Here is a 24,371-nt window from a genome sequence, read left to right as displayed (position 1 = left end):
ACGATAATGGTATTTCTATCTCATATTGGAATTCAGTTTAAATATAGACTGCCTTCACAAGTAATGGTTACATGGTTATCGGAAGGAATACATTGAAGTGTTTTGATTCTAAGGCTAGTCGTGAAGTGTGCAATCAAATTCTCATTGCTTCTGAGGATTTAATACTTGAACATGGCGTTATTTCTTTTACACACTCTAGCATTATTAAAAATAAAATATGTTCATCCAGAACGTTTTATAATAACTTTAATTCAAGGGAGGATATTTTAGTTTGTACTTTATTAAGACGTAGTGTTACTTACGATATTGAAAACTTCTTAAGAGTCCATTGTGATCTCCCTTCAAATCTTTTGGTTTTTACACCAGTATTACTGAGTATTGAAATATCAAGACAAGATCCTGTTTATCTGACGGCATGCTTATCAGCGACGAATTGTGGGGTATGGAAATTGTCTTCCGATGACAAAGTAAAAACCATGAGAAATATAGAAGGTCGATATTTTTATAGTATGCAGAGTGTGGCTGAACGATCTGCTCAAGATGGGCATTTAATGCAGAGTGATGAGGATAGTATTAGGCAACTAGGGGATGTTTTGTACTTTTATAGTATGGGTAAAATTTTTGCAATCGCCTCTACTATAAACAGTTATAGGCCGATAGAGAGAATGAAAAATAATGAGCTTGAGGGATTGTTGGCTCAAGTTAATCTATTCTCTTGGCGGGAACCTGCAAGCTTAGAAGACATTAGGATGGTATATGGGTTAGTCATTGCTTATCTTGAACAATATCGACAGAACATAACCTGTGAGCGCTGTCTATATTTCAAAAGTACACAAGAAAGTTCCATGGATGGCATTTGTAGAACCATTACTGAATGAGCTAATACAGGCCATCTATTGGGATAGCTTTACCGCGAGTAATTAACAGCGTTATAGAATAGAGTGGCTCTCCTGTCAGATTAAGCATAGATAAAACACCAGTATATCAGACCACTTAATTTTCATAATTAATTATCAGCATCATTAAATTATTGATAGCTCCTTCTGCATTTTACCACACCACAAATACAATGTTCTTCTCCAGTCTTCACTAATTAATTCATAAAGTAAATGTATATTAATTATATATGCGTCTCTAATGTTTTAAATTTTTGGTAAGTCGATTTTTGTTTTTAATCTTGTTGTGAAATAAATGTTCCGGCCCGACATCAAGTATTTTTTTGTCATGAGTATTTATATTTTGTAATGAGTGGTTTGTTTTTGTTTTTTTAATAAGTTGTTAGTCGTAATATTTGACTGGTATCACATTACTCATGTCTTTAACGGAATAAAAATGAACTCAGGTTTAAACGGTGGATTAATTTTTATTGGGTTTTAATCTATCTTGTTTGTACTGTTGGTTATAAATTTCAAGGCGTTAAAGGACAATATTCCATTTGGTCAATGGATTGACTAAGTCAAAAAATAATAATTATACAAAAATAAATTAAATAATAAACTAAGGTAATTGATGATGAAAATGTTGAATCTTTCTGTGGTAATCGCTTCTGTATTATTTACTGGTTTTGCCATGGCAACTCCAGATACTCCAACCAAGCCTCACCACGCAGAGTATCCTAGTCTGTCAACTCCACACAACCTGACTAAAACCATGCCAACGGCATGTAAGCACCCAGTTGCTGTAGGTTATGTTGAAGAGTTTCAAACGGTTCACTATCGTGACATCCAGCCAAACCGCCACGGTGCATCTGGTGTTCCTAACGATGGTTGGGTTACATGGGGTACTGCAGACGACATCTACAAACTGCGCGCATGTCCAAAAGGTGGCGCTATTGATTCTGATGATGGTGTTTGTTGGTTACAGCTGTCTGATAAGCCAATCGTTATGGGTATCGCTGCTGTTGCACCAGGAAAGAAACTGCACCCACATTATCACAAAGAGCCTGAGTGCTACTATGGCCTAGATGGTACATCTCACACTTGGGCTAACGGCAAGATGAACCATTTCGAAAAGGGCGATTTCTTGTTCCTTGAGTCTAAGGCGATGCACTACACCAACGTAACAGGTAAAACCGACATGGTCTGGCCTTACTGGTTCCCAATGGACGGTAACTTCTCTACTTTTGGTTACACTTGGCCAGAAAGTAAGTGGGTAGAAGACAAAGCTGGCATCAAGGTTATGTTCGAATTGTTACCTTACAACTACTCTAAAGAAGTTCGTAGCGGCAACGCAGTTTACGGTTTCTAATTGGTTGTAATAGTTAGGCGGTATCGCAAGATATCGCCTTCCTTTTAAAAGAGTAAATAACATGAAAGTCATTCAGACAATCGCATTTTTGGCATTATCGGCTATTTCATCATCCTCCTTTGCGGCATATGAGTCCGTCACTCATAATGATTATTTTCCATTACCTTTTCCACAGTTACATGTTGAACTTGAAGGGGAAACTAATCCACTGAAAAAAATCAACCAAGAGATTGATGGCAAAGAAGTTGTTCTGGCTGGATGGTTCACTAAAACTTGGATGGATGCCGAGAATAACGATTCATACAACTGGGTCTTTGCTAACATACCAACAATATGTGAGCACACAGGTATTCCAATGCCAACCCAGGTAATACTTGTTGAGAATCCTAAAAACATTGAACTGGTCGCCAGCGAAGAGCAGCCATTCTATGCGTTTGGTAAGATCCGTGTAGAGCAAACAATTGACCATATTTATACCAGCACCTATACATTAGAGCTGCATGATGTCATTCCATATGATGCTTCCCAGCATAAATCAGAACCTAATTAATCCTATTAAGAGACATATAGATATTCATCGTTAATAGCATGCCTTTTGACCTCTTGGTAATAAGTGAAAGGTTATGCTTGGTTCTGGAACTGAAGATTAAGGCCATAAACACAGTTTTATGGCCTTTTTAGTGAGTGTAATATATTGAGGGCTAGAGCCTTAATATCTTAGGGCCGATCCGCTTTTTAACGATAATATCGGCAATACAAAGCAGTAAGCCTAGCCAGATCAAACTAAAGCTTGCGACTTTTACGGGAAGTAATACTTCGCCAAATATCATCACCGCCAACAAGAATTGAATACTTGGCTCGATATATTGAATGAAGCCAATCATGATCAGACTGATTTTTTCCACTGCGAGCGAGAATAAAACTAACGGGATTAAGGTGACTGGCGCTGAGAGTAGGTAGAGTAAAATTTTGCTGTTATCACCTGAGTATAAAACGGAAGTTTGCTGCCATAGATCACTCATGATCAAGCACAAGGCAATGGGCAATATTAAGATAAGTTCAATCATCATGATGCTAAGTGCATCCAAATCGACAAATTTCTTCATCAAGCCGTACAGTGCAAAAGCGCCGCCCATTATGATTGATATCCAAGGTAGCTCTCCGTAATAGATCACTTGGCAACCAATACCTGCAATAGATAGCGCAACGGCAATCGACTGAAAAGTTGATAGTTTGTCTTTTAAAAATAGTACCCCTAAGGCAATAGAGAAGATGGGGTTCATGAAGTAGCCTAAACTGGCAGCCAGTACTTGCCCGTTGGTGACCGCCCAAGTAAAGCTATATAGCGAAGTAAGGTTAAATATCCCAGCCAAAAAGCAGATTAGTAACACTCGCTTGTTTTGCATTGCAGTCCATATCCTTTCCATCGGAAGAGACATGATTTTAAGCAGCAGGTAAATACAGGGAATGGAAAATACTACGCGAATGGATAATATCTCGAACACATTAGCATTAGGGATAAATTGGAAATAAAGCGGTAGTAATCCCCACGTTAAAAAGGCAAGGATTGCGATTGAATTACCAGATAACCACATCGGATGTACCTCATCAATACTGGAGAGCAGGTGAGTTGCTCTCCAGCGGCTTGAACGGCTAGATTGCTAATTGATCTCGAACCAGCTCTACCCAAAAGTTAACGCCAATCATCAAGAGTTGGTCGTTAAAGTCATAGTTAGGTAGATGCAGCGCGACGCCGCCTTTCTCACCTTTGCTGCCATTGCCGACCAAAATATAGCAACTCGGTACTTCACGTTGCATAAAGGAGAAATCTTCGGAGGTGCAGTAAGGTTTGCACTTATCATTTACCTTGTTTTCACCAACCACTTTTTTCGCGACCCTAACCGCGATATCTGATTTATCGCTGCTATTGACCGTTGACAGTACGCAGTTAGAAAACTCATAGTTGTAACCTAAACCTGCTGCAGAGGTGACTCCGGCAACAACACGCTCCATGGCGGTTTTAATGTATGCTTGGGTGTCATCTGAGAAGCAGCGAGTATCACCTGTAAGAGTGACTACAGTTGGGATAACATTTGCGCCGCCATTGGTGTTGATATCGGTGACCGACAAGACTGCTGGCTCGTGTATGGCATCTAGGTTGCGGGTAATGATGCTCTGTAGCGTTGATACAATATTGCACGCAGCAAGGACAGGATCGCTGCCTAGATGCGGCATTGCTGCATGTCCGCCTGAGGCTAGCACTTCAATTTTGAAATGATTTTCACTGGCCATAATTGAGCTAGGGCTGATCAAAAAACTGCCGATTTCGATACCGGGCATATTGTGCATGGCGTAGATAGAATCAATCTTCCAGCGAGTAAACAAGCCATCGTCGATCATGGCTTTTGCTCCTGTACCTTGCTCTTCTGCGGGTTGGAACACAAAGTAAACCGTGCCGTCAAAGTTTGCTTGTTGCGACAGCTGATAAGCCGCGCCGAGTAGCATTGCACTGTGACCATCGTGGCCGCAGCCATGCATCATGCCACGGTGTTTTGAGTCGTAATCGAAGCCATTTTTTTCAGTCACAGCAATGGCATCGAAATCCGCCCGTAGCGCGATGGACTTGTCTGAGGTACCACGCTTTAAGATGCCCACCATGCCGGTTTTACCGATATTTCGACACACTTCGATGCCAAACTCTTCAAGCTTATTGGCGATAAAGTCTGAGGTCATGGTTTCTTCAAAACCTATCTCAGGGATCGTGTGCAAGTAGTGACGCCACTCTATAATTTTATTATCTAACATCGTGTTAATTCTTCATTAAAAGAAGAGGGCATTAGGTTATGCCCTCTACAGGTTTACATTTCGCCTGCAACTTCAGGTTTTATGCAGTTCTTGGGGTTTGCAGCAGGAGCTTTAGCTTTGGCCTTCACAAAAATCATCAGTGCCGAGACAACAATAGCGATGGCTACACACTTCCAGGTGGTGAAAGGCTCAGATAGCACGAGTGCAGCCAAGGCAAATGACGCTAGTGGCATTAAGTTAAGCGCCATACCGGTGCCATCAACACCGACTCTGTTGATGCCATAGATATAAATTAAGTAACTAATACCTGAGATAAACACTCCAAGAATGAAGATGCTCAATATCCTACTTGGCGAGGTAAAGGCTTGTAGGGCGGTGGTGAAGTCTAGGCCATAGAAAAGCACCACAAAGGTGAAGCCTACTGCGGCAAAGATGAACTGATGGTACATGGTTGAGATTGAACCATATTTCTCTGCAAGGTCTGCGCGTGTATAGGCCGTTGAAGCGAAAGCAAATGCACTTAAAAATGCCAGAACATGGCCTAAGTTAAAGCCACCAGAGCTAGATTCAGGTACATACACCAACATGGTGACCCCGGCTAATGCAAGGCAAGCTGCACCTAGCTGTAACATGGTAAAGCGTGCACCTCTGGCGAAGAAGCCAACGGAAAGGATCAGAATTGGGATCAGTCCCATGATGACGCCATTCTCAGATGCGGTAATGTAATCCAGTGATAAGAAAGCAAAATAGCTAAACAAGGCTTGACCGATAAAGCCGCAGGCAAATGTCTTAAATACATCGATACGGTTATCCCAAGAATAGCTAAACTTTTGATACTCTTGAGTTACTGCTGACTTACTCATCACCCCAAGAATCACAAACAGGGTGATAGAGGCGACAACATAGCGCAACCACACCAACATTTTTGAATCCATCACCTCCATAAGAGGTGTCCCTACAACCCAAGGTGTTCCCCATAAAAAACCAATAAATACCGCTGCAATCCAACCTTTATTACGTTCAGACATGGTTCATATTCCTACACAAGAGTTAAATTCCAGAAAGTAACTTGCCATAGCCTGGGCAGTTTGCTGTTTGCCCACACAGATGCATTGAATGCCAGAATAGAGCTGAATTACTGGAAACAACGGCAACACCATATTTATCTTCAAGATGCTGAATATTCTCGACAGCTCTTAAGCTGGTGCAGGACATGAAAATAACATCGACATTGTTATCCTTTAATAGGATCTCAATTCCCTGTTCAAATGTGCTTAATGGCACTTTATGGATGATGTTGTCGTCCATAATGCCCAATGCTGTTATCGCGACCACATCAAAGCCCGCATCAATTAATTGCTCTCTTAAGGGGAAGTTAACCTCCGTTGGGTAGGGGGAGAAAACCGCCACTCTTTTCGCTTGCAGATGTTTAAAAGCGGCTTGAGCTGCTGACCATGGGTTGGTGGTTGGAATATCTCCACGCCCTTTAGTGAGTAGCTTAGAGACTTTCTGTTCACCGATGATGATTGAAGCTGAGGTGCAGGCAAATGCCATCACATCCATGGGTAAGCCGTCTGCGACCAATACCGCGCCGTCACTAATGCTGGCAGCAACAGAATCTAGCGCTTCTGGTGTCATGCCATTCTCTTTAAAGATGCGAGTACTAAACAGTGCAGCTTGTTCGCCAAGCAGGTGAGACCAATCCGTTTCTAAGGTGTGGTCGTTGGCCAATTGGACTAAGCCAATATGGACTCGCTGAGGTCTAGGTGCAGGTTCAAAGGTTAGCTTTACTTCAAAATCATTAAATTGTTCAAAATTCATGGTGTTGTCCTATCTCTTTTTTGTTCTTAGATAATCAAGCCGTAACGGGTTTTACTGCTGTTATCGTTTTAGTTTTAGACTCAAAAGCGTTAAAGGCGTACAGGGCTGCAACGATAGTCAGTACTATGGCGGTTTTGTAAAAAGATAACTGTTCACCAAGCGTCAGAACGGCAACGATGTAGCCAACTAGGGGCATTAAATTAAGTGCTAATGTCGATTTTTCGACACCAATCTTTTTAAATGAATAGAGCTGGATGACATAGCTGACACCTGAGATACCTGTGCCTAAGAAAATCAGCAGACCGATCAGCAGTGGATCAGAAAGAATAATGGTAATTTGTGACAGGTCTAATCCCATCGATAGCACCATCACTAAACCAAAAATGGCCACAGCAATATATTGCATTAACATAGAGACAACAGAGCCGTACTTGTCCGCTAAGCTGGCACGCAAGTGCGCGGTACAGGCGATAGATAGCACTGAACATGAGACGTATAAGTAGCCTAAAAGTGGTGTGCCACCTTGGATCTGGTTTGTTGGGCCAATACTCATAGCGTAGATGCAAAGTGCCGATACGAGGAATGCGCACCACTGAATCTTATTCATGCGGAAGTTCATGAATATCATGCCAAAGAACACAGTCACGAAAGGGTTCATGCCCTGAATTACACCATTTTCAGTGGCGCCGATATGAGCAAGTGATAGGAAATTAAACAGAGAGAAAAGGCCTTGGCCAATGATGCCGCACATGGCGATTTTGAAGTAATCAGATTTTTCAATTTTTAACGATTTACCAAGTTCACCGTTTATTTTTGTATTCTTGCATGTCAGCATAAAGATAACTGACAAACCGATAACTGCGGTGACATAGCGGAAAAATACCAGCGTCATCGGGTCTACCGCCATCGATAGCGGTTTAGATACAACGCCCGTTACACCCCAAATCATCGCCACCGAAATTGCAGCGCACCATCCAAACAACACATCTTTATTAATATTGTTCAAAATATTATTCCTTAGGATTAAGCAAGCCTCCACTCAAATGCGGAGGCATTTCGAAGGTGTGGTTAGTTAATAATGATCAACTCCGGCGCAGCACGTTCCGATAGCCATTCAGCGCCATCTTCGGTGATCACGATATTCTCTTCATGCAGCATGGTTTTACCCGCTGCGTAGGTCATGCCAGGTTCAAGTGTCATCACCATGCCTGGCTTGAGTACTGTGTTGTCAGTTGCCGTATTTGAAGGTCGCTCAGTGAGCTCCATACCTAGGCCATGACCCACTCGGCCAATGTCATTACCTAGTGCACCATTGGCTTCCAGTACGTTCCACATAGCGTTGTAGATGTCGGTGGTCGTGTTACCAGGGCGTGCAGCTTCAAAGCCTTTGGTTGTCGCTTCATAAGTGGCGCGGTAGGCCGCTTTGGTTTGCTCACTTGCAGAGCCAAAGGCCCAGTTACGGTCGAAATCAGAGAAGTAACCATCCCATACTGCGCCGGTATCGATCAGCAGTACGTCACCAGATTCGATAATGCGATCGCTCGGTCCCATCAAGATATCGTCATAGGCATCTGGACCCGATCCGGCGATGATAAATGGGCATTCATCGGCGCCTGCTAGTAGCATATCGATACCGAACTGCTTACAGATTTGGCGTTCAGTCATGCCGACTTGGGCGTACTCGGGGATACGGTTAAAGCCGATGTTAGTGATACGGCAAATTTCACGAGTTTTAGCGATCTCAGCTGCTGACTTGATCTGACGAAGCCCGTGCATGGCAAGCGCTACATCGACAAACTCGCTGTTAACCATGGTGGTCAGCTTGAGATAGTTATTGACCGGCATACGCAGGTGAGACTCGATGCCTAAGGTTGCACCAACACGGCCATGTCGGCGCGGTAGCGCGTTTAAGGTGTTTGCAACTAGGCTGATGCCGTCATCTTCTGGTCGAGGCGCAGGCCACGTAATAATGTTATCAATCCATGTTTGCGACATGCCTTTGGCGCCGATTTCAGGAATGATAGCGATAGGCTTGCCCTCTGCAGGTACCACTACAAACCAAGGACGGGTTGGACTGTGCCAGAATTGCGAGTGGAAACCAGTGAAGTAACGAACGTTGGGTTCGGTGGTAAATATCATCGCGTCTAGTTTCATGTCATGCATGACTTTTTGGGCGCGTACAGTTCTTTGCTCAAATTCTTGCAGGGTAAAACCACGAGTTAGATTCGTCATTTGATGCACCTTACATAAGCTATTATTAGTTTTTTTAGTTGATTGTTCGTCAAGTGAAGTTATGCGTGGCGTAACTTCACTTTGCTGATTTTTTTGTCTTTTAAGAGACCGTTTTGATGGCACGCTCAAGATCTTGGATAAGCTCTTGAGTGTGCTCCAAACCGATATTGAGTCTGACTAAACGGCCTGCGTAGTCTTTACCTGGACGCTCAATGTTTGGGTAGACCAAGGCCAAACTGGTGACGCCGCCCCAGCTCATGCCGATTTTGAACATTGATAAAGTATCGATGAAGGCTTCAACTTGGCTGGCGCTGAACTCCTCGGTAAATAGGAAGGAGAACACGCTACTTGAACCGGTAAAGTCACGTTTCCAAAGCTCATGGCCTGGACACGATGGGAATGCAGGGTGGAAGACCTGAGCAACCCCTTTTTGCTCAGAAAGCCACTGGGCAACTTCTAGCGTCGATTTTTCTAGATGGGTTAAGCGAATGCCAAGGGTTTGCAGGCCTCTTAGAGCCAAGTTGCAATCATCAGGAGAGACGGCTAAACCGAGTTGTTTGAAGGTCACACCCACTTTGGCTTTTAGGACTTCGGTATTGACAGAAACGGTGCCAAGTAATAGATCACTGTGGCCGCCAACATATTTAGTCAGTGCTTGCATACTAATATCAACACCATGTGCAAAGGCATCAAATAGCACACCGGCAGCGTAGGTGTTATCTAACGCAACCATGACGCCTTTTCCATGTGCCGCAGCGCAAATAGCGGGCACATCTTGAATTTCCATGGTCACTGAACCTGGGCTTTCTACCCAAATCAAGCTGGTGTTATCACGGATCAGATCAGAGATCCCAGCACCAATCAGTGGGTCGTAGGGTTCGACATCAATGCCTAGATCTTTTAGTAGTCCTTGGGCCATCTCTTTGTTCGGACCGTAGGCATTGTGAGGAACGAGTGCATGGCTGCCAGCTCGGCACATGGCAAAATAAACTAACGCAATAGCGGCTTGTCCGCCGGGTACAACAAAACTGTGTAGTGCACCTTCTAATTGTGCAATACGTCCCGATAACTCTAATGTTGTTGGTGTACCGTATAAGCCATAGCTGTAGCCGTTTTCTGCCTGATTCCAATCATCGACAATATCAGCTTGTTTGTTAAATAATACGGTAGAGCCGCGATACGTGGGTGTTGCTAATGATTGAAATCCTGACGTCGCTAAAGTCTGTGGTTGAACGAGTCTGCTATGCCAATGCATTTTACTGCTCCAAATCGGGAAGAAAGATATTGGCAGTAATCTTATTCTTCCTCACTTGAGAATAGCGCTCGAATTAACTAGTGCTTATGAGAAAAATTTTCACATGAACCAACCAATTGATAGCTTTGATCATGCCATTTTGAGCATTTTGCAAAAAAACAATATCACCCCATTACGGGTGATTGCTGAACTCGTTCATTTATCGACAGCTTCTGTGCAGCGTAGAATTAAGCGCTTAGAAGATTCAGGAGTGATTCAAGCCAATTCAGCCATTATTTCCCCCGATAAAGTGGGGCAAGCGATCACCATTATTGTGGAGGTTCACGCAGCTCATGTGCGTGCATCTGATATGAAAGAGTTAAAGTTGTGCTTCTCAGGCCCCGAAATACAGCAGTGTTACTATGTTACGGGCGAAGCAGATTTTATGTTGGTACTCACGGTTGCAAGCATGGCCGAATATGATGCGATCAGTGGCCGACTATTTTATAACAATCCGAATGTAAAATGGTTTAGAACCATTGTGGTCATGGACAGAGTTAAAGCCACCCTGGAGACGCCATTACTTTTATCTAATGAGGCTTAATCAGTCATTGGTATATCGTAAATGTGACTCTGTAATGTGTTTAAAGCGATGAGAATTTTTTTCACTTAATTTGGATTTTAATCACTCACAAAGGAAAATAGAGGGTAGTATTGAGATCTTAGTCACAAGTGCTGGTGCTTGTGTGTGACATGAATCAAACTGGGTGGAAGTTGGATCTGAAACAAATAATGTTCTTCAGGATTAACACTTGCGAATTTCCGTAAGCAGTTGTATTTAAATATCTATATTTCATTTCTGTGTGGTAATGAGCTGGACTCTGGTTGTATCTTCAAGCCAACGACTCATAAAAAAGCCAATCAAGGATTTGATTGGCTTAGTCTTATGTCGATAACTTTATATGCTCTAATCAAACTTAACGCACAAATAGCAGTGGTTTTTCAGCAAAGTAACCTTCAACCAGATTCACATTGTCAGCAGGGCGAGGAGTACGGAATCTATGATCGACACCGTTGTACATCTCCTCACGCGGAGTTTTGTAGAAGGCGTTAATCTCATCATCTAAGTAAGGCAGAGACTGACAGCGGATCATCATTTGATGCAGATCTTGAGTCATCAGTTGCAAGCCACGCGAGGAATTAGAGAAACTACTGTCATGAGATCCCCAGTGGTGTCCAAATTCATGCCCAACAACACCCATGCCAGAATTATAGTAGTGTGAATAATAGTTCCAGGTATCAATTCCCAGAGTTGTTCCACCGCCTAAGCCACCACCTATGGTCGAGATCCCTAAGTTGATAAGATCGCGATTCATAAACTCATCATATACGCGCTTGTAATCTTCAGCTGTAAAGTTACCACCAGAACCATCGATAGGGCCTGCATTGCCAAAGAATTCATTATTCCCCTGACCAATGCTGTCTCTGTAATTGAACCACAAATGCTCAAATTCAGGGCTATCAATCATATAAGCGAAGTTCGCTATGATGATCATCCATTCCCTTGCATAGGCAGGTGTTATCTTCGCCCAATTTCCTGTGTTGAATGTGCCAAAACGTAGGCGCCATTTTGGTTTTAAATCAGTGATCTTCTTTACTAACTCATCGGTTTTCGAAGTTAGACGAATATCGATGATATTTGCCGGTAAATAACTAAGATCCGTTAATCCTTTAATGGCAACCGATTGCAGACCATTTGCCGTTGGGTAATAAAGGTTATCTTGCAGCGTTTGTCCCAATTTAAAGGAAGAAAAGGCATCTAACTGGGTAATTGAGCCCAACTGAACCCATGCTCCGTCATTATTAAAACGTGCTTCAACTGTTAAATCATGAGTTGGCTGTGCGACATAACTGGTAATTTCTAGCGCATCTAAGGTTTGCTTACCGGAGAGCAGACGGTTGATACGCACTTCATGGTTTGTGGTTAAACTTTCCCAGCTTTCGCCATTAAATAACAAAGGTGTGTGGCTTACATCTGAGCCTGTTAAGTCGATATCGTTGGTGTAACTAACGGTATTATTAGATTGATGAATACGTAAAGTTTCGATATCAGCTAAGAGTACTGTTCGATCTTGTAACATCGCCAGAATATCGTTTTCAACAGCCAGATCGAAAGCGACTTTGGATGTGGCTTCAGTGTTGGTATTAATATCAAAGTAAGCGCTGTATTGCTGAGTAGAAGGCGTTGCTACGCCAGAATCTGTAAATACTAAAGTGCCAGCAGGGAATAACTCAACATTACCGGAAGTGCTACCGGTAAAGACATCGCCTCGTGCTGATTCATACACATTACGACGATGAGTCTTAGCGTATGTTTGTTTTGGCTCGATAAGATGTTGTCCTGCTTCTATATTAGCGATATCAAACACATAGGTTGCAGAGCTATCAAAACTAGCAATCAACTCATTACCGACGACTTCCATTTTCAGATTTCGGTAAATGCTGTTGCTCTCAGGTAGACTTAAGAACGCATGTTTTTTGGTGTTTTTGTGATTAGCCTGTTTAACGTCGCTTTGTGCATAAACTGAAATTTTACCACTAACATCGGCAACAAAAATGTAGTCATTGTTAGCAGCAACACTGTGTGGGTGGGTCAGTGTTTTATCAAAGGTGTTACCCGACCATGAGCCCGTACCCAGTGACATAACGATATTATCGTTATTGGTTGTGTCATAAATATCAACGCGATTAGAGGATAATGATGCCACATAAAGGCGACCATTGTGCTCGGTCACGTCACTCACCACCCGGTAGGTTTCATCGATACCATTCAAGGTAAACCCGGTAATAGCCGGTAATGCCTGTTGGGTTTTCAGGTCAAAGCGTTCGATTTTAGAGAAGCTGCTGTGTACGTTGCCCACATAAACTTTATCGCGATTTATTGCGACCGATTCTGGCGAAAAGTTATCAGCGCTTTCATAGCCAAAAGTCGAGTAATCAAGCTTGCGGCCTTCGCCTAAAAATGATTTTTCGGTTAGGGTTTCACCTTCTTCTACTCCGCAGCTAGCGGTTTCAATCACCAAATGCTTCGATCCAGTGGGGGTGTAAACATCACCTCTTGGACCATATTCAATCAAGCAGCCATTACCGTAGTTATAGTTACCGTATATTTTATTAACGAGAACCATTCCAAAGCCGTACCAACTTATTTCCCAGTCATCGTCAATGAAATCAAATACGTTACGGAAAGCGGTTCCATCAGTATATGACGACGGCAAATCAAACATAATGTAATTATCTTGAGTGAGTTCGTATTGGCTATTATTCACTTTGATATAGCGTGTTTGGTCTTGAATGATGACATTACTCTCATCCGACGCGTATTCTCTTAACTCAGCAATGCGATCATCTATTTTTTGATGAATCGTATTCATTGTATTAGCTAGGTTAACTGAGTTATTTGTTGCGAAAGCAGGTGTGCTAAAAGCCGAGGCAGCTAAGATTAGACTGCTAGCGAGTAGGCTTAATTTAAACGATGTCATTAAATCATGTCCTTTTCATAAGTACATAGAAAAGTAACAGGTTCAGAAGAACTGCACGTGTCACTTGTGGTAACTCCACTACCTTAGGTTGAAACCCTTAGGCTGGTTGCTTTGCGTCACGCACTTTCATGCGTTTTGCCTTTTTCACCAAGTGCATCACTTGGATTTTTTTAAAATCCCGCGATTATTGTCTGATAATATTTTTTTGTAAATACAAATAAATACAAAACCTTTTAAAAACATGTAATTGAGTGGGTTTCTGATTTTGTCTAATACAATATCTATAAGGATTACATCGGTAAATAGATCTGAATATGACGTCAAATCAAAGCCTAAATTGTCCAAATTTACGAAATACTTCGATTTTGCTGCTCAGCATTTTTTCTCTGGGTAAATCGTGTTAGCCAGCAGGTAAGTGACGCACGCATGCCCCGCGTTGAGTGTAAATATTCAAGAATAGAGATAAGCGTAGTTAATGCGATAATTTGAAAAAATAGGGTGTAAAGCTTCTTTTATTAGTATTAGTGGCTGCGTTGTTGTTCATCTCAAGTGAGTGATTTTGTGTTTGGTTTGATAATGGGTTTATTTAATGGCCATGGTAACCAATATGTATATTTGGCAATTAATTGGTTATTTAAAATATAGAATAGAGCTTTAAAGAGGGGGATACTGAGGAGCAGTAAAGGAGAAGTTGAAATGATTGACGTTATTTTTTGCTCTGTTTTGGCTTAGTACTGATGAAGCTTAGAATTAAAAGCTGCGCCTACGGATTTATAACGCGAGACGCAGCAGTATTAACGGATAGTCGTAAAACTATCTCATGGTGACAAACTCTTCGGCGCCGGTTGGGTGTATCGCAACAACTGCATCAAACTGCGCTTTTGTTGCGCCCATTTTCATTGCCACACCAAAACCTTGCAGGATCTCATCCATACCAAAACCAATGCCGTGGATACCGACGACGGTTTCTTCAGGACCGGCACAAACTAGCTTCATCTTACAAGCTTGACGATGAGCAGTGACTGCGGTGTACATTGAAGTAAAGCCTGAGCTGTAGCACTTAACTTGATCCGCACCATATTGGGCAACGGCTTCAGGCTCAGAAAGTCCCATGGTGCCGATAGCTGGGTGGCTAAAGACAACTGTTGGGATGAGTTTGTAATCCATTCTGGCTTCAGTCATGCCATTGAATAGACGTTCTGAAAGCAGACGACCCGCTTTAACGGCAACAGGTGTTAGCTCGACGCCGCCTTCGATAATGTCACCGACACAGTAGATCCCTGGGTTGGTGGTATTTTGCTGATCATCAACAACCACATAACCACGGTCGTTAAGCTTCACTTGAGTGTTCTCTAGACCGATGTTACCCGTAGATGGTTTACGACCAATCGCCCAGATTAGCGTATCAACCTCGAAACTTTGGCCATTTTCTAGCTTAAGTGTCAGGCTGCCATCAGCATTTTTACAGACCGATTCTGGTGTGCTATGGGTATGAAGCGTAGGGCCGTCTGTTGCCATTGACTCCATTAGTGCTTCACTTAACATTGGGTCGAAGCTACGTAGCGGTGCGTGTTTACGCACAAAAAGCTGAGTTTCACTGCCGAGTGAATGCAGTACACCTGCAAGTTCTACAGCAATATAACCTGCACCAATAACAGCAACACGCTTTGGCTGTTCTCTGAGTGCAAAGAAACCGTCTGAATCGATACCGAGTTCTGCCCCTGGAATATTGGGGATGCTTGGTGAGCCACCGGTAGCGATAAGGATATGATCGGCACTGTACTCTTGGCCATCAACTTCTATGGTACGTTCATTAACGAAACGGCCATAACCTCGAACTAACGTGACTTTGTTGCTCTCTAAACCACGATCGTATGAGCCATGAATTCTGTCGATATACGCTTCACGACTAGCCACTAACGTATTCCAGTCAAACTTATTGACGGTAACGTCGAAACCATAATCTTTTGCATAAAGGTGAAGTGCTTCGGCAACTTGAGCCCCGTACCACATCACTTTTTTAGGAACACAACCCACGTTGACACAGGTTCCACCTAGGGCTTTAGCCTCGATTAATAGTACTTTAGCGCCGCGCATTGCCGCACGGTTTGCCGATGCAATACCACCGCTACCTGCGCCAAGACAGATATAGTCAAAATGTTGGGCCATTGTTATCTCCAAAAGGGGTTTATAAAAAGCATTGTTCACATTGTAGGGGGAAAGCATAGAGCAAACCAGCAATACCAATCATATTACTATTAGTTCATTCGACGAAGTTTCAAAAGGTTGAAGGCAAGGTCTGATATTGTTTGTGTATATTCCCCGTTTATACCAGACCCGATGGACCGCGGCTTTATTACGGATAAATGGCGATTGGTTTATGACTTACCATTTCAATACAGATACGACTAGAATTGAACTCACGCAAAGTCTCTGAAGCGAGCGATAGTTAGCGCTTTTGTTGGCACTTATCACGATCGACTCGGTTAGGCCCCTCGGTGCCGCACTTCATGCATTTCCACTCACGTTCTCTGGCACTTAACTCTTTTTGATGGTAACCCTTAGAGCCTGAATTACCTTCATAGGTGAGCTTTTTCTCAAGTTGATCCATGCGAGTATCTAGCCAGCGACAGCTGGGGTCATTCGCCACACTGGTTCGACTGGCGAGTTGTTGCTTTGGTGACAAAGCCCGCTTTTTAGGTTTGGTACGTGAGGTTTTTTTGGTGGGCTTATACTGAGTGGCTTTACTTGATTTTGAGGGTTTTATTGAAGGTATCTCTAGTGCGCTTTGTTGCTGAGATGGCATAGGGATAGGGTTTCCTTGGTTATCGAGTACTGCACCAAGGGGGAGTGGTGTTGTATCGGCATGTAATTGTGTGCTCAAGCTGAAAAGGGGGATGGCGATTAGAGCCAAGAAGCGATGAACAACAATGGGTTTTAATGGGGCTAAGAGTGACATTCCATGTTCCTCTGTATTTGCTAAAAGTAAAAGACATTCCCTGTCTTCATATGCATTAAGATCACTTACTTGAGGTGCGGACTTAAGTTCAGAAGAACCAGGTTAAGTGCACACCGGCAAAGGATTGATCTAAGCCAGATGTCATGTCATCCATCTCAGCTTCAAGCTTGATATCTTCTTGCGCTATTGTGTGGCTGACGTGCCCAGATAGGCTGATATTCTGACTTAATAGATATTCAGCTTCTACGCCGAATTGGAAGTGGTTTTGGCCATTGTAATCTTCGGTTGCATATTGAAAATCAAAAGCTTGGGTGACATAAGGGGTCAGCGTTAACTTATCGGTTAGCTCCCAACTACTGTGAAGGCTAGCTTCAACAAAGTAACCTCCAGCTCCAATCGAATAAGTGTAATTAACTGATGGTGTGAGCCATTCAACGCCGGCATAAGTCAGTGAGCCACATAGCTCATTATCGCTAAAGCGCTCATCGCCATAACTCTCTACCCTTTGGTAGCCGAGTGTGGTTTCAAGGTTCTCAGTAAGCGTGATGGTGTACTCAATGCCAATATCCCACTCAATGTAGTGTTCACTATCACCACGCCCTAACATCGCATAGACATTGACGTTTTGATATTGAACCGCCGCAGTACTCCAAAAGATGCCGCCATTTTCAAGATTGTTTCGGCCTTCAGAAATATAGTTAGAATCCCAACCGAGATCTAATAAATATTGCGCCTCACTCGATTCTTGCACGCTAAATTTACTGGTGCTGTGCGAATCGTCTATGGCTGAATTGGTATCGGCATAGGCACTAAATGCCATGATGCTGAGACTTGTCAGGAAAAATAGTGCTATGTGTTTTTTCATAAGCGGCTTAATGCAACCAGAGTAATTGTTTTAAATGATCGAATAGTACGGTTTAATGGCCTTATGTAAATGATAACGCTTTACATTTGCGATCAGGTTATCAAACCGAGCAATGTCAAAATTAAGTAAAGTAAATTGTTTGAGGCTGGTCAAGGTTTCTCCCTGTTTAGCCTGATAGGCAGATATTTTATGGGGCTAAATGGTGATATTTCTTGAATATTGTGTCATTAGCCCATACTTAATGAGTAAGCTATTTTTTTAAGCTCGGGTATAGAGCTTTCGATCATTCTAATCAACAGATGCTGAGGAATAACAATGAGCAACCCTTTGTTAACCAGTTCCATCTTACCGCCTTTTTCTAAGATTAAACCTGAACATATTCAAGCTGCTGTTGAGCAAGGCATCGCCGATTGTCGTCGTAACATTGAGAAAGTATTAGCACAACCTGAGCCGTTTACTTGGGACAACTTGGTGGTTCCTCTTGAGGAAACAGATGATGCGCTAGGCAAAATCTGGTCTCCTATCTCTCATATGAATTCTGTGGTGAGTACCGAAGAGTGGCGCGCCGCTCACGATGCTTGTCTGCCGTTACTGTCTGAATATGGCACTTTTGTCGGCCAACATCAGCCCTTATATCAGGCGTATAAATCCCTGAGAGCTTCAGCCGAATTCGAGCAAATGAGTAAGGCACAACAAACGGTTATCGAACATAGTTTGAGGGATTTTGAGCTGTCAGGTATTGGGCTTAATGATGCCGATAAACTACGTTACGGTGAGCTGGCTAAACGTATGTCAGAATTAACCAGTGGCTTTTCAAATCAAGTACTTGATGCAACTCAAGCGTGGAGCAAGTTAGTCACAGTTGAGGCTGAACTTGCAGGACTACCAGAATCCGCCGTTGCGGCTGCAAAAGCGATGGCTGTCGCTAAAGAATTGGATGGCTGGTTGTTTACCTTAGATTTCCCTTCGTATTTACCTGTGATGACTTACAGTGAAAACCGTGAATTGCGTGAAGAGTGCTATCGTGCTTTTGTGACACGAGCTTCCGATCAAGGTCCCAATGCTGGCGAGTTCGATAACGGTCCATTGATGGATGAAATTTTGGCTCTTCGCCATGAACTCGCTCAGTTACTCGGTTTCGACAGTTTTGCCCATAAGTCTTTGGCAACTAAGATGGCAGAAAGCCCAGAGCAGGTTCTCGAGTTCCTCAATGAGCTAGCCTTGCGTTCAAAAGATCAAGGTAAAGCTGAGCTGGCTGAATTAACCGAATTTGCTAAGCAAGCGTATCAGGCAACAGATTTAACGCCTTGGGATTTAAGCTTCTATGCCGAAAAGCTAAAGCATCATCGTTATGAGATTTCTCAAGAGCTTCTACGTCCATATTTCCCTGAAGATAAGGTGTTATCTGGTCTCTTTTACACTGTGAATCGCTTATTTGGACTGACGATCACTGAGCAGAAAGAGTTCGACACTTGGCATAAAGATGTGCGCTTCTTTAGTATCGAAGACAGTGAAGGTGTCCACAGAGGGAGTTTCTATTTAGATCTCTATGCCCGTGAAGGTAAACGTGGTGGTGCGTGGATGGATGACTGTCGTGGTCGTCGTCAGACCCCTAATGGTCTGCAAAATCCAGTGGCTTACTTAACCTGTAACTTCAATGCCCCTGTGGATGGTAAGCCTGCACTGTTTACCCATGACGAAGTGACCACCTTGTTCCATGAGTTTGGCCACGGTATTCATCATATGCTGACTAAGATCGACGTCGGTGGTGTATCGGGTATCAATGGTGTGCCTTGGGATGCTGTTGAGCTACCAAGTCAGTTCATGGAAAACTGGTGTTATGAAGAGGAGGCTTTAGCTGAAATTTCTGGCCACCATGAAACGGGAGAGCCTCTTCCGAAAGAGATGTTAGATAAGATGTTGGCGGCGAAGAACTTCCAATCGGGTATGGGAATGCTGCGTCAGATTGAGTTTTCTCTGTTTGATTTTGCCATGCATCTGGAATTCGACCCAACGCTTGGCGCTGATATTCAAGGTAAACTTGATGAAGTCCGTAGTCTGGTCGCGGTGATAAAACCTGCTGATTTCAATCGTTTTCAGCACAGTTTTTCTCACATCTTCGCTGGTGGTTATGCCGCTGGTTACTACAGCTACAAGTGGGCAGAAGTGCTTTCAGCTGATGCCTTCTCACGCTTTGAAGAGGAAGGCATATTTAATGCTGAAACAGGGCGTAGCTTCCTTGAAAACGTATTGCAGATGGGCGGTAGCGAAGAGCCAATGGAGTTGTTTAAACGATTCCGTGGCCGTGAACCTCAAATAGATGCACTGCTACGTCATTCAGGCATTAATGCTTAAATCAGCAAGTAATATGTAATCGTCGTTACACTGTTAAAGCCTAAACGAAAGTTTAGGCTTTTTTGTGCGCTGCTTTTGACGGTGCCGTGAACGTTGGCTTATACCAATCAGTATAAAGATTTGATCGCTCAGCGAGAGTTTAGCGGTACTGAGGTAAGGCAACGAGTGAAGAGCATAGTTATTCTACGGTTAAGCTCGTTAACACAGCATCAGAACCGCTAAAACTCGCCTGTAAGGAGTGTTTTTGGCTGCCTATTTCTGCGTTGAATGAACTCACAAGGGAATAACCATTATGTCATCCATTCGCCTTGAATTAGTTTGCCAAAAAACACTCTGAGTAGATCAACTTCTTATACTGATTGGTATTAGGTTAGCGATCCCACAGAAGTAACTTACGCCACCCATTCACATTAGCAGGCCCATTCTTTCTGATGATGAAGTTGCGTATCACCCGGCCCAAAAATGTTCGTCCTTTGGAGGCTAATCTGATGACTCGGTTTGATTCGTCAATGACCCAAGAGATCCGTTCTAATCTCTGCTGTTTAAAGTGGCTAAAAACCGTTTCAACATTTTGATATTTAGCGAGTAGATCGGCAAGACAATGGACATCCTCTAATCCCATCCCCACACCTTGTTGCAGTGCGGGTGGACAGCCATGCAATGCATCACCGATTAATAGAATTGAGCCTGAATAGACCTCTCTGGACACGACTGACTTTAAGCGTCCGGGAATAATGTCATCATTTGAGGGGATGGCTTTAATCGCTTCTAGCACTTTATCTTCAAACCCGTTAAAGCGTGTTAACAGCCACTGTTTATCTTGCTTCTGAGCCCATTTCTGCTGTTTATCGAGGATGTGAGCGTAGCAATAGATCTTATTATCTGGCATTGGATAACGCATGAAAAAACTATCGGAACCCAGATAATAGGTGGGTTGCAGATCTGCAGTTTCTTGGTCGATTAAAAAGCGCCAGTTAGTCACGTGCAGATCTTCAAGATCAGGCTCCTCAAAAGCAAGTTCACGTACCTGAGAATTGATGCCATCTGCGCCAATAACACAATCAAACTGCTCTGTTTTTCCGTCATTGAATGTCACTGATACCCCATTAGTCAGTTGCTCAATGGACAGCAATGTCTTGCCAAACCTAACTTTACTCTCCATTCCTTTGCGTAACAGATTGAGCAATTCTGCTCTAGGGAGAGCCAAAAACGGTTGTTGATTGAATGGTGGGATCTTTAGCGATGCTGAAGAGAGCAAGGTGCCATTAGGTTTAACATATCTGATTTTATGAACAGCATACGAGATAGCTAGTAATTTATCTTTCAAGCCTAATTTTTCTAACCCAGCAACAGCATTAGCAGGTAAGCAAATACCTGCTCCGTCGTTGCTCCATCCTAGCGAACGCTCTATTAATGTGTAATCTAGCTGTAACTTATCTAGACGGCGAGCGAGAGCTAATCCTGCTATTCCAGCGCCAACAATTAAGATTCTCATTCGTTATATTCTTGCTTATAAAAGAAAATTATCCACAGTATGGCATACAAATCACTCTGAGATATAAGCGGAATAGCATCTTGCTGGTACCTTTACTCTCTTCGTATTCTACTTAGAGGTAACCCAGATAAAGGATAAGCGGTATAGCTTGCCTTGTTATCTGGTATGACCTCTGATAGCCTTTCGGTTCTTATTGCTCAAGGATGTAGGCAAAGCTGCAGATGAATCTTTATTTTAGGTTATTTTGGTTGTTTATTTGGCGTGTACGACACTGCAATTCTATTGGTTTTTTAGGCACCAGTCGTATCGCATACCGCGCCTTACCTTTGGATTGTGACATTAATTTACATGTGACAAACTCACGCTATCCGGCTTTTATGGATTTGGCCAGAACCTATATGCTGGCTGAGATGGGCTTCCTTAAACGGTTTATTAAACTTAAATGGATGCCGATTGTTAACGCGGCGGAGTTCACTTATATCAAGGATATCAAACCGTTCACTAAGTTTGAGATTGAAACTAAATTAGTGGGCTGGGATGAGAAGTATTTTTATATAGAGCAAAAGTTTGTGAGTGAAAACAAACTCCATTGTATCGTGCATGTGCGTGGCGTATTTGTATGCAAGGGTAAACAAGTGCCGATTGATACCATGGTGAAAGAGGTTAACTTTGAAGGTCCAGCACCAGAGTTACCACCAGAAGTGGTGAAGTGGAAAGAGTTCTTACAGCTAAAGAAAGAGCGCAACATGTAGAACCGAGTGCATTTTAATCATTAAATTTTTGCTAGAACCTAGAACCTAGAACCTAGAACCTAGAACCTAGAACCTAGAACCTAGAACCTAGAACCTAGAACCTAGAACCTAGAACCTAGAACCTAGAACCAGCTAATACACTAGCCTAGAGCCAGCTAGTATCCAAGCCTAGAATCTGCTTTTAAGGTATCGGCCTACGGCCTACTAACACCTCTGTTTGTGCTAACTCTATCTCCTCTTTAACTTGTAGATAAGCCCCTCGTAGCTGGGCTTGTGCCCAGTATCGGCTCAGGTTGTCGTATTTAAAAAGCTGAAAATGCGTACGAGCATAGGGCAAGCAAGGGATAAGGGCACAATCGGCTAAGGTTAAGCTGTCGCCACATAACCAATGATTTTTTTCAAGTATGTCATCGAGATATTGCAAGAAACGGTTAATGTGTTTTTCTAACTGTTTGAGCTTTATTTGGTTACTGGTTTCGGGGTTTAACTGTTGTTGCTCAAATTCAAAAAGCGTATTGCTTAATTCCAGATCGATCAATCGATCTTGAAGCCGAGTATCTAGGGATATCGAGGTATCTAATGGGATTAAACGGGTTCCTTTTTGAGGAAACTCGTTATCAACATACTCGATGATAATGCTGGATTCTGGGATTAGAATTTCCTGCTTACTCTTTAATAATGGCACTTTTCCTGGAGGGTAAAAAAGGCTAAAGTCCTGTCTAGAAAGTGGATCTGATAGTTCTATCACTCTGGGGAAAAAGTTGGCTTGTTTCTCATAAAGTGCCAAGAGCACTTTTTGCGAATAACGGGAAAGTGGATGATAAAACAACTCCATCACTTATCTCCCCTAATTGATATGCATTATTGTGGTGTTCAAATAAACTGCGCCACCATAATCTTAGCTTATTATTCTATGGTCAGATTTATTCGACTCTGATTCAATTATTATATGCTGTTTTTAGCTTCAATTGGATGAATTCTAAAAAGGCCTTAACTCTCGGTGGGATAGCGCTATTAAAAGGGTGTATAGCATAGACATCCGTTTCATTGAGATGATAGTCCGGTAGGATGTGAGTCAACTCCCCTTGTGCGATTTCAGCATCCACTAAGTAACTTGGCAGTATGGCAATTCCCACTCCTTGCTTTGCAATCTGTGCAATCGCATGTCTGCTATTGCAGCAAATAAAAGGTGGCACCTTAATGGTAAAGGTATCTCCATAGCTATTTTTAAGCAGGAATGATTGAGGTAAGTAACTTGCCGTTTGCAGAAGCCATTGATGATCTAACAGCATATCGGGGTGCAAGGGTGACCCATGTTGTTTTACATATTCTGGAGTGGCAACCATATATTCATCGAACTGCCCTAACTTGATAAAGGCAGAATCAGTTGGTGCGTGGGATTCGTTCTGAATGGCGATATCGACGTTGTCTTCCAACCTATTCATGCGCCGATCATCTAACTGCACATTTATCTGTATTTTGGGGAATTCTTGATGAAACTCTCCAATATGTGGAGTGATGAACTTCTCTCCAAAACAGATGGGCGTTGAAATGGTAATGCGCCCCCTTAACTCTTTATTTTTAGGTTGGGTGGTTTCTTCCGCCTGCTTAGCCAATAACAATAACTCTGCACAGTGATGGTAGAGTTGCTGACCATCTTCAGTCAGTGCCATTTTGCGCGTGGTTCGCTGAAGTAACTTGGTGTCACACCTCTGTTCAAGTTTTTTAAGATGCTGACTCACCATCGAGCGGCTGATCCCCAGCTCATCTGCCGCCGCAGTGAGAGAGCCTTGTTCGACAACATTGGCAAATACCAGCATCCGATAGAGTTGAGCAGAATCCATGACGTTACCTCGTAGGTTTATCTCATCCTTGACCGACTTTGGTTATTCTTGATTATCAAAGAGGCAAAATCTACAAAGATTGTTAATTAAAACTAGAGTGCTAAAGAATATTTGTCCAGCAGGGCAGAGAATATATGATAGCAAGCAAACTAAGATTGAGACATTTAATGCAGTAGGTGAAAAGTATCAATTTACTAATATGCTCGATAGTTGCATGGAA

Annotated in this window: 20 protein-coding genes and 1 riboswitch; of the genes, 6 read left to right on the top strand and 14 right to left on the bottom strand. The window is 42.8% G+C overall.

The features are described from left to right. The first annotated feature begins 92 nt into the window (after positions 1–92). The 3 genes from FN961_RS09375 (at position 93) to FN961_RS09365 (ending at position 2,797) form a co-directional block, all read left to right on the top strand. A complete protein-coding gene (locus FN961_RS09375) occupies positions 93–878 on the top strand; it encodes a hypothetical protein (protein WP_143564310.1) in 786 nt (261 codons plus the stop codon). A gap of 631 nt (positions 879–1,509) precedes the next feature. Beyond that, a complete protein-coding gene (locus FN961_RS09370) occupies positions 1,510–2,247 on the top strand; it encodes a cupin domain-containing protein (RefSeq protein WP_143564308.1) in 738 nt (245 codons plus the stop codon). A 61-nt stretch (positions 2,248–2,308) separates the two neighbouring features. Further along, the gene (locus tag FN961_RS09365) at positions 2,309–2,797 is read left to right on the top strand and encodes a DUF3299 domain-containing protein (RefSeq protein ID WP_143564306.1); all 489 of its coding nucleotides are present in this window, start codon (positions 2,309–2,311) and stop codon (positions 2,795–2,797) included. Positions 2,798–2,948: 151 nt separating this feature from the next. Here the strand turns inward: FN961_RS09365 and rarD are convergent, their stop codons facing one another. The 7 genes from rarD to FN961_RS09330 all read right to left on the bottom strand — a co-directional run bounded on the left by rarD (position 2,949) and on the right by FN961_RS09330 (position 10,360). Continuing rightward, positions 2,949–3,842, bottom strand: coding sequence for an EamA family transporter RarD (gene rarD / locus FN961_RS09360; protein WP_143564304.1), 894 nt, complete (start codon positions 3,840–3,842; stop codon positions 2,949–2,951). A 58-nt stretch (positions 3,843–3,900) separates the two neighbouring features. Continuing rightward, positions 3,901–5,052, bottom strand: coding sequence for an amidohydrolase (locus FN961_RS09355; RefSeq protein WP_143564302.1), 1,152 nt, complete (start codon positions 5,050–5,052; stop codon positions 3,901–3,903). 53 nt (positions 5,053–5,105) lie between these two features. Continuing rightward, on the bottom strand, positions 5,106–6,080 hold the full coding sequence (locus FN961_RS09350) for a DMT family transporter (protein WP_143564301.1): 975 nt from the start codon (positions 6,078–6,080) through the stop codon (positions 5,106–5,108). Between the two features lie 22 nt (positions 6,081–6,102). Beyond that, a complete protein-coding gene (locus FN961_RS09345) occupies positions 6,103–6,873 on the bottom strand; it encodes a maleate cis-trans isomerase family protein (protein WP_143564299.1) in 771 nt (256 codons plus the stop codon). A gap of 34 nt (positions 6,874–6,907) precedes the next feature. Further along, entirely contained in the window at positions 6,908–7,879 is a 972-nt protein-coding gene (locus FN961_RS09340; RefSeq protein WP_143564297.1) for a DMT family transporter, read from the bottom strand. 62 nt (positions 7,880–7,941) lie between these two features. Then, on the bottom strand, positions 7,942–9,105 hold the full coding sequence (locus FN961_RS09335; RefSeq protein ID WP_143564296.1) for a M24 family metallopeptidase: 1,164 nt from the start codon (positions 9,103–9,105) through the stop codon (positions 7,942–7,944). Between the two features lie 100 nt (positions 9,106–9,205). Then, on the bottom strand, positions 9,206–10,360 hold the full coding sequence (locus tag FN961_RS09330; protein ID WP_143564294.1) for a cystathionine beta-lyase: 1,155 nt from the start codon (positions 10,358–10,360) through the stop codon (positions 9,206–9,208). 103 nt (positions 10,361–10,463) lie between these two features. Here FN961_RS09330 and FN961_RS09325 point away from each other — a divergent pair, with 103 nt between their 5' ends. Further along, a complete protein-coding gene (locus FN961_RS09325; RefSeq protein WP_143564292.1) occupies positions 10,464–10,943 on the top strand; it encodes an Lrp/AsnC family transcriptional regulator in 480 nt (159 codons plus the stop codon). Positions 10,944–11,316: 373 nt separating this feature from the next. Here the strand turns inward: FN961_RS09325 and FN961_RS09320 are convergent, their stop codons facing one another. The 4 genes from FN961_RS09320 to FN961_RS09305 all read right to left on the bottom strand — a co-directional run bounded on the left by FN961_RS09320 (position 11,317) and on the right by FN961_RS09305 (position 17,705). Continuing rightward, on the bottom strand, positions 11,317–13,881 hold the full coding sequence (locus tag FN961_RS09320) for a YncE family protein (protein ID WP_143564291.1): 2,565 nt from the start codon (positions 13,879–13,881) through the stop codon (positions 11,317–11,319). A gap of 65 nt (positions 13,882–13,946) precedes the next feature. Beyond that, positions 13,947–14,031: riboswitch (cyclic di-GMP riboswitch) on the bottom strand. A 663-nt stretch (positions 14,032–14,694) separates the two neighbouring features. Further along, on the bottom strand, positions 14,695–16,050 hold the full coding sequence (gene gorA / locus FN961_RS09315) for a glutathione-disulfide reductase (protein WP_143564289.1): 1,356 nt from the start codon (positions 16,048–16,050) through the stop codon (positions 14,695–14,697). A 280-nt stretch (positions 16,051–16,330) separates the two neighbouring features. Next, positions 16,331–16,840 carry a hypothetical protein gene (locus FN961_RS09310; protein WP_143564287.1) on the bottom strand — a complete coding sequence of 170 codons (510 nt, stop codon included), beginning with the start codon at positions 16,838–16,840 and terminating at the stop codon, positions 16,331–16,333. An 88-nt stretch (positions 16,841–16,928) separates the two neighbouring features. Further along, positions 16,929–17,705 (bottom strand): hypothetical protein, encoded by a 777-nt coding sequence (locus FN961_RS09305; protein ID WP_143564285.1) that lies wholly within the window; start codon positions 17,703–17,705, stop codon positions 16,929–16,931. Positions 17,706–18,020: 315 nt separating this feature from the next. Here FN961_RS09305 and prlC point away from each other — a divergent pair, with 315 nt between their 5' ends. After that, the gene (prlC, locus tag FN961_RS09300) at positions 18,021–20,060 is read left to right on the top strand and encodes an oligopeptidase A (protein ID WP_143564284.1); all 2,040 of its coding nucleotides are present in this window, start codon (positions 18,021–18,023) and stop codon (positions 20,058–20,060) included. A 370-nt stretch (positions 20,061–20,430) separates the two neighbouring features. Here prlC and FN961_RS09290 read toward each other — a convergent pair whose 3' ends face one another. Next, the gene (locus FN961_RS09290; RefSeq protein ID WP_143564282.1) at positions 20,431–21,555 is read right to left on the bottom strand and encodes an FAD-dependent oxidoreductase; all 1,125 of its coding nucleotides are present in this window, start codon (positions 21,553–21,555) and stop codon (positions 20,431–20,433) included. 221 nt (positions 21,556–21,776) lie between these two features. Between FN961_RS09290 and FN961_RS09285 the strand changes: the two genes are divergently transcribed. After that, a complete protein-coding gene (locus tag FN961_RS09285; RefSeq protein ID WP_143564281.1) occupies positions 21,777–22,307 on the top strand; it encodes a thioesterase family protein in 531 nt (176 codons plus the stop codon). A gap of 181 nt (positions 22,308–22,488) precedes the next feature. On the opposite strand, the gene FN961_RS09280 is transcribed toward FN961_RS09285, so the two are convergent. Then, positions 22,489–23,142, bottom strand: a complete 654-nt coding sequence (locus FN961_RS09280) for a glutathione S-transferase family protein (RefSeq protein ID WP_144039997.1) — start codon at positions 23,140–23,142, stop codon at positions 22,489–22,491. Between the two features lie 103 nt (positions 23,143–23,245). Then, entirely contained in the window at positions 23,246–24,151 is a 906-nt protein-coding gene (locus tag FN961_RS09275) for a LysR family transcriptional regulator (RefSeq protein WP_143564279.1), read from the bottom strand. Positions 24,152–24,371: the final 220 nt, after the last annotated feature.

This window comes from Shewanella hanedai (assembly GCF_007197645.1).
In the GTDB taxonomy this organism is placed as follows: domain Bacteria; phylum Pseudomonadota; class Gammaproteobacteria; order Enterobacterales; family Shewanellaceae; genus Shewanella; species Shewanella hanedai.
The sequence above is the reverse complement of the archived record's forward strand: the minus strand, read 5'-3'. Positions and strand labels throughout refer to the sequence as shown.

Bases quoted from the DNA above. Each gene is read 5' to 3' on its own strand.
- FN961_RS09275 (WP_143564279.1), bottom strand. From the start codon at position 24,151: ATGGATTCTGCTCAACTCTATCGGATGCTGGTATTTGCCAATGTTGTC.
- FN961_RS09305 (WP_143564285.1), bottom strand. From the start codon at position 17,705: ATGAAAAAACACATAGCACTATTTTTCCTGACAAGTCTCAGCATCATG.
- gorA (WP_143564289.1), bottom strand. From the start codon at position 16,050: ATGGCCCAACATTTTGACTATATCTGTCTTGGCGCAGGTAGCGGTGGT.
- FN961_RS09280 (WP_144039997.1), bottom strand. From the start codon at position 23,142: ATGGAGTTGTTTTATCATCCACTTTCCCGTTATTCGCAAAAAGTGCTC.
- FN961_RS09365 (WP_143564306.1), top strand. From the start codon at position 2,309: ATGAAAGTCATTCAGACAATCGCATTTTTGGCATTATCGGCTATTTCA.
- FN961_RS09330 (WP_143564294.1), bottom strand. From the start codon at position 10,360: ATGCATTGGCATAGCAGACTCGTTCAACCACAGACTTTAGCGACGTCA.
- FN961_RS09310 (WP_143564287.1), bottom strand. From the start codon at position 16,840: ATGTCACTCTTAGCCCCATTAAAACCCATTGTTGTTCATCGCTTCTTG.
- rarD (WP_143564304.1), bottom strand. From the start codon at position 3,842: ATGTGGTTATCTGGTAATTCAATCGCAATCCTTGCCTTTTTAACGTGG.
- FN961_RS09345 (WP_143564299.1), bottom strand. From the start codon at position 6,873: ATGAATTTTGAACAATTTAATGATTTTGAAGTAAAGCTAACCTTTGAA.
- FN961_RS09285 (WP_143564281.1), top strand. From the start codon at position 21,777: ATGAATCTTTATTTTAGGTTATTTTGGTTGTTTATTTGGCGTGTACGA.
- FN961_RS09320 (WP_143564291.1), bottom strand. From the start codon at position 13,881: ATGACATCGTTTAAATTAAGCCTACTCGCTAGCAGTCTAATCTTAGCT.
- FN961_RS09335 (WP_143564296.1), bottom strand. From the start codon at position 9,105: ATGACGAATCTAACTCGTGGTTTTACCCTGCAAGAATTTGAGCAAAGA.
- prlC (WP_143564284.1), top strand. From the start codon at position 18,021: ATGAGCAACCCTTTGTTAACCAGTTCCATCTTACCGCCTTTTTCTAAG.
- FN961_RS09325 (WP_143564292.1), top strand. From the start codon at position 10,464: ATGAACCAACCAATTGATAGCTTTGATCATGCCATTTTGAGCATTTTG.
- FN961_RS09350 (WP_143564301.1), bottom strand. From the start codon at position 6,080: ATGTCTGAACGTAATAAAGGTTGGATTGCAGCGGTATTTATTGGTTTT.
- FN961_RS09370 (WP_143564308.1), top strand. From the start codon at position 1,510: ATGATGAAAATGTTGAATCTTTCTGTGGTAATCGCTTCTGTATTATTT.
- FN961_RS09290 (WP_143564282.1), bottom strand. From the start codon at position 21,555: ATGAGAATCTTAATTGTTGGCGCTGGAATAGCAGGATTAGCTCTCGCT.
- FN961_RS09355 (WP_143564302.1), bottom strand. From the start codon at position 5,052: ATGTTAGATAATAAAATTATAGAGTGGCGTCACTACTTGCACACGATC.